This is a genomic window from Leisingera sp. F5, from assembly GCF_001593695.1.
The window spans coordinates 1-3,892 of record NZ_LUKH01000203.1 but is presented as its reverse complement, the minus strand read 5'-3'; the positions used below and the strand labels follow the sequence as shown (position 1 = coordinate 3,892).

The following is a 3,892-nucleotide window of genomic DNA, read 5'->3' as shown; positions in this document are numbered from 1 at the left end:
CTGGGTATAGCCATGCTGGGGATCATCCAGCACCTGATCGGTCAGCCCGGTTTCAACCACACGGCCATCCTTCATCACCATCAGCCGGTCCGCCAAAAGACGCACCACCGCCAGGTCGTGGGTGACGATGATGGCGCTCAGCCCCATCTCGCGCACCAGCCCCCGCAACAGATCCAGCAGCCGTGCCTGTACCGAGACATCAAGGCCGCCGGTCGGCTCATCCATGAACACCAGGCGCGGGCCGGTCACCAGATTGCGGGCGATCTGCAGCCGCTGCTGCATGCCGCCGGAAAAAGCCGACGGACGGTCATCAATGCGGCTTTCGGAAATCTCCACCCGGCCCAGCCAATCCGCAGCCTGGGCTCGGATCCCGCCATAATGGCGGTCTCCCACCGCCATCAGCCGTTCACCAATGTTGCCGCCAGCGCTCACGGACATCCGCAGTCCATCGCGGGCGTGCTGGTGGACAAACGCCCAGTCGGTGCGGCTTAGCATCCGGCGTTCCGGCTCGGACATGGTGACGGTATCCACCGGACCATTGGCACGGGTGTCAAAGATCACCTCCCCCTGGTCAGGGGGCAGATGGCCCGCCAGGCTGTTCAGCAGCGTCGACTTACCCGAACCGCTCTCGCCCACGATCCCCATCACCTCGCCAGGATAGAGATCAAAGCTCACATCCGTGCAGCCGATCCGCGCGCCATAGAATTTGGCGACGTTTTGCACTTGCAGCAAAGGTGTCATCACGCTGCCTCCTCGCCCAGGCGGCCGGTATGGCCTGCGTCGCGCCGCGAGCGGCAGTAATCGGTGTCCGAGCAGACAAACATCCGGTTGCCCGCATCATCCAGGATCACCTCGTCCAGATAGCTGTCTTTCGCCGCACATAGATCGCAAGCATGATCGGCCTTGCTTGCTTCAAACGGATAGTCCTCAAAATCCAGCGAGACGACCTTGGTGTACGGCGGTACCGCGTAGATGCGCTGTTCCCGCCCTGCGCCGAACAGCTGGATCGCCGCCATTTCCATCTTGGGGTTGTCAAACTTCGGGATCGGCGAAGGATCCATCACATAACGCCCTTCCACCTTCACCGGATAGGCATAGGCGGTGGCAATCGCACCGTGCTGGCTGATGTCCTCATAAAGTTTCACGTGCATCAGCCCGTATTCCTGCAAGGCATGCATCTTGCGGGTCTCGGTTTCCCTCGGCTCCAGAAACCGCAGCGGTTCGGGGATCGGCACCTGGTAGACCAAGATTTGATCTTCGGTCAGCTCCGCTTCGGGGATCCGATGGCGGGTCTGGATGATGCTGGCCTTTTCGGTTTCCTCGGTGGTTTCAACACCCGCAGTCTTTTCAAAGAACTTGCGGATCGACACAGCATTTGTAGTGTCGTCAGCCCCCTGGTCGATCACTTTCAGCGTATCGTCCGGCGTCAGAGACGCGGCTGAGACCTGCACCCCGCCGGTGCCCCAGCCATAAGGCATCGGCATTTCGCGGCTGGCAAATGGCACCTGATAGCCCGGCACCGCCAGACCTTTGAGGATCGCCCGGCGGATCATCCGCTTGGTCTGTTCGTCGAGATATGCAAAGTTGTAGTCAGACATCCTGACCTCGCATTAAAGTTTTTTGGCCGAAACCGGTTTGGAGCGCGGATTTTCGATGGAAGACATTATCGGTTTTGTCTTGGTGATTGGCCTTGGTGCCTTGATTTGGGCAATAGTCCGAGTTTTTCGCACACTGCGCGCTGGCGGGTACGATCAGACATCCCGTCGCCAATCTGAAAACAGTCACACAAGTATAGACCCGGTTGATGCCAGCCTTGCGTCTCGTGGCCCCGGCTCTGGACGACCTTGGGGACAGAACCAGGACAGTGGAGGCTTCGACGGAGGAGACGCTGGCGGAGGCGGCGGCTGAACTCATTCCGCAGCCTCCCGTGCCGCAAGAGTTTCCGCCAGCTCTGCTGCCTCGTGGCGCAGTTTGCGAACCAGCTCCAGCTCGGACTGAAAATCCACGTAATGCGGCAGTTTGATATGCTCCAGAAAGCCGGTGGCCTGGATGTTGTCGGCGTGGCTCAGGACAAATTCCTCGTCCTGCGCAGGTGCGCCCAGATTGTCCTCGCCCAGTTCTTCCCAGCGCAGCGCCCGGTCGACCAGCGCCATGGCGATGGACTTACGCTCTGACTGGCCGAAGACCAGCCCATAGCCGCGGGTGAACTGCGGCGGCACCGTTTTCGAACCTTTGAACTGGTTCACTGTCTCGCATTCGGTCAGCTCCACCTCACCGATCTCGACGGCAAATCCCAGCTCAGGAATCTCTATCTCCACCGGCACGGTGCCGATCCGCAACTCGCCGACAAAAGCGTGATTGCGGGCATAGCCGCGCTGGGTGGAGTAAGCCATGCCAAGGATGAAGCCCTCATCCCCGCGGGCCAGCGATTGCAGGCGTACCGCACGCCCAGCAGGGAAAGACATCGGCTCGCGGGTCAGATCCCCCGGCACTGCGTCCGAGGACGGCTCGCGCTCGATAATGTCCTCGCCTTGCAGGAACTCTGCGATATGCGGCGTTGCTTCCATGCGCGGATCCGCAACCGGAGCCTCGGGCACTTCGCCGTCCGCGGCCAGTTTGAAGTCCAGCAGCCGGTGGGTGTAGTCGAAGGTCGGCCCCAGCACCTGACCGCCCGGCGCATCCTTGAAGGTCGCGGAAATCCGGCGGTCGCAGGCCATTTCACCGGTTTCCACCGGCAGCGTATAGCCAAACCGCGGCAAGGTGGTGCGGTAGGCGCGGATCAGGAAAATGGCCTCGATCAGATCGCCGCGTGATTGCTTAATCGCCAGCGCCGCCAGATCCGGATCGTACAGCGATCCTTCCGCCATCACCCGGTTCACCGCCAGGCTGAGCTGTTCGCGGACCTGGGCGTAGGAAAGTTCAGCAACATCTGTGTCGCCGCGGCGCTCTTCCGCCAGCCAAGCATGGGCGTTGTCAATCGCCCGCTCACCGCCTTTTACTGCCACATACATCGTTCAGGCCTCCGCGCTGATTTGGGTGGACCGGGGCAGCGCAGCCACCTGTGTCCCGCAGGTAAAGAAAAAATCCACCCCCAGCGGGTAAAGCAGCGTGTTATTCTGAAAGGCCGCCAAATCGGGCAGCGCCATCTTTGCAGCGTCCTTGATGCCGGGCCCCGACAGGACGGCATTGGGGGCGCCGAAGCCCGGCACTTCCACAATCAGGGTGGCGGAGCGATCCGGATATTCCGGCGTACCGGTGCGGAAGCAGCCTAGCGGCATCAGCGCTGCCCAGCTGCCGAGGGCGAAATCCGCCTGCTCCGCAGCCACAATGGGCGCGCCGGTGTGGAAAGACAGCCAGCCGCGCAAGGCTTCGCTGTCCACATCCGGGGCCAGATAGACACCGGTTTCCGGATCGCACAGGGTCAGCAGCAGGCTGCCGGCGGCAACTGAGATCCCCCCGGGCGGGGTGGCGCCGTTGATATCTTCAATCCGGCCTGGCCGTGCCATCGCAGTCATCGCTGCGCGAAAAGCTTGGGCCGAGACCACCGGAGGATTGCTGAACCCGCCGGCATAGGCGGTGTTCTTAATCTGCTGCGGCATCAGTCTTCTCCCCGCACCAGAGTGAAAAACTCAACCTTGGTTGCCGCCGCCTTGGCTGCCCGGGTCGCTTTGCGGGCCTTGCGTTCTGCGGACAGAGGATCCAGCACTGCGGCGCGCAGGCCAGCCGCTGCACCGGTCTGCATCAGCGCATCAATCTTGGCAACCATCCCGGCCTTTGCCTTGCTGCGGCCCTGCACATAGCCGTGGCCGACCGTGCCGTCCTCCAGCGACAGCGTGCAGCGGGTGACGGTCATCTCCCCCAGGTTGAAGGGCGCGCCGGATCCGCCCATGCG

General features: G+C 62.1%; 5 protein-coding genes. All 5 read right to left on the bottom strand.

Features of this window, described 5'->3' with window-relative positions:
* A partial coding sequence (phnK, locus tag A2I95_RS27310; RefSeq protein ID WP_291734965.1) for a phosphonate C-P lyase system protein PhnK occupies positions 1 to 741 on the bottom strand: 741 nt, incomplete at its 3' end.
* The gene (locus A2I95_RS27305; protein ID WP_027257524.1) at positions 741 to 1,598 is read right to left on the bottom strand and encodes an alpha-D-ribose 1-methylphosphonate 5-phosphate C-P-lyase PhnJ; all 858 of its coding nucleotides are present in this window, start codon (positions 1,596 to 1,598) and stop codon (positions 741 to 743) included. The genes A2I95_RS27305 and phnK, both read right to left, overlap by 1 nt.
* Before the next feature lie 312 nt (positions 1,599 to 1,910).
* Positions 1,911 to 3,011: a carbon-phosphorus lyase complex subunit PhnI gene (locus A2I95_RS27300; protein WP_291734962.1), complete on the bottom strand. Its 1,101-nt coding sequence runs from the start codon at positions 3,009 to 3,011 to the stop codon at positions 1,911 to 1,913.
* 3 nt (positions 3,012 to 3,014) lie between these two features.
* A complete protein-coding gene (gene phnH, locus A2I95_RS27295) occupies positions 3,015 to 3,599 on the bottom strand; it encodes a phosphonate C-P lyase system protein PhnH (protein ID WP_291734960.1) in 585 nt (194 codons plus the stop codon).
* The coding region (gene phnG, locus A2I95_RS27290) for a phosphonate C-P lyase system protein PhnG (RefSeq protein WP_291734957.1) at positions 3,599 to 3,892 on the bottom strand (294 nt) is incomplete at its 5' end. The genes phnH and phnG, both read right to left, overlap by 1 nt.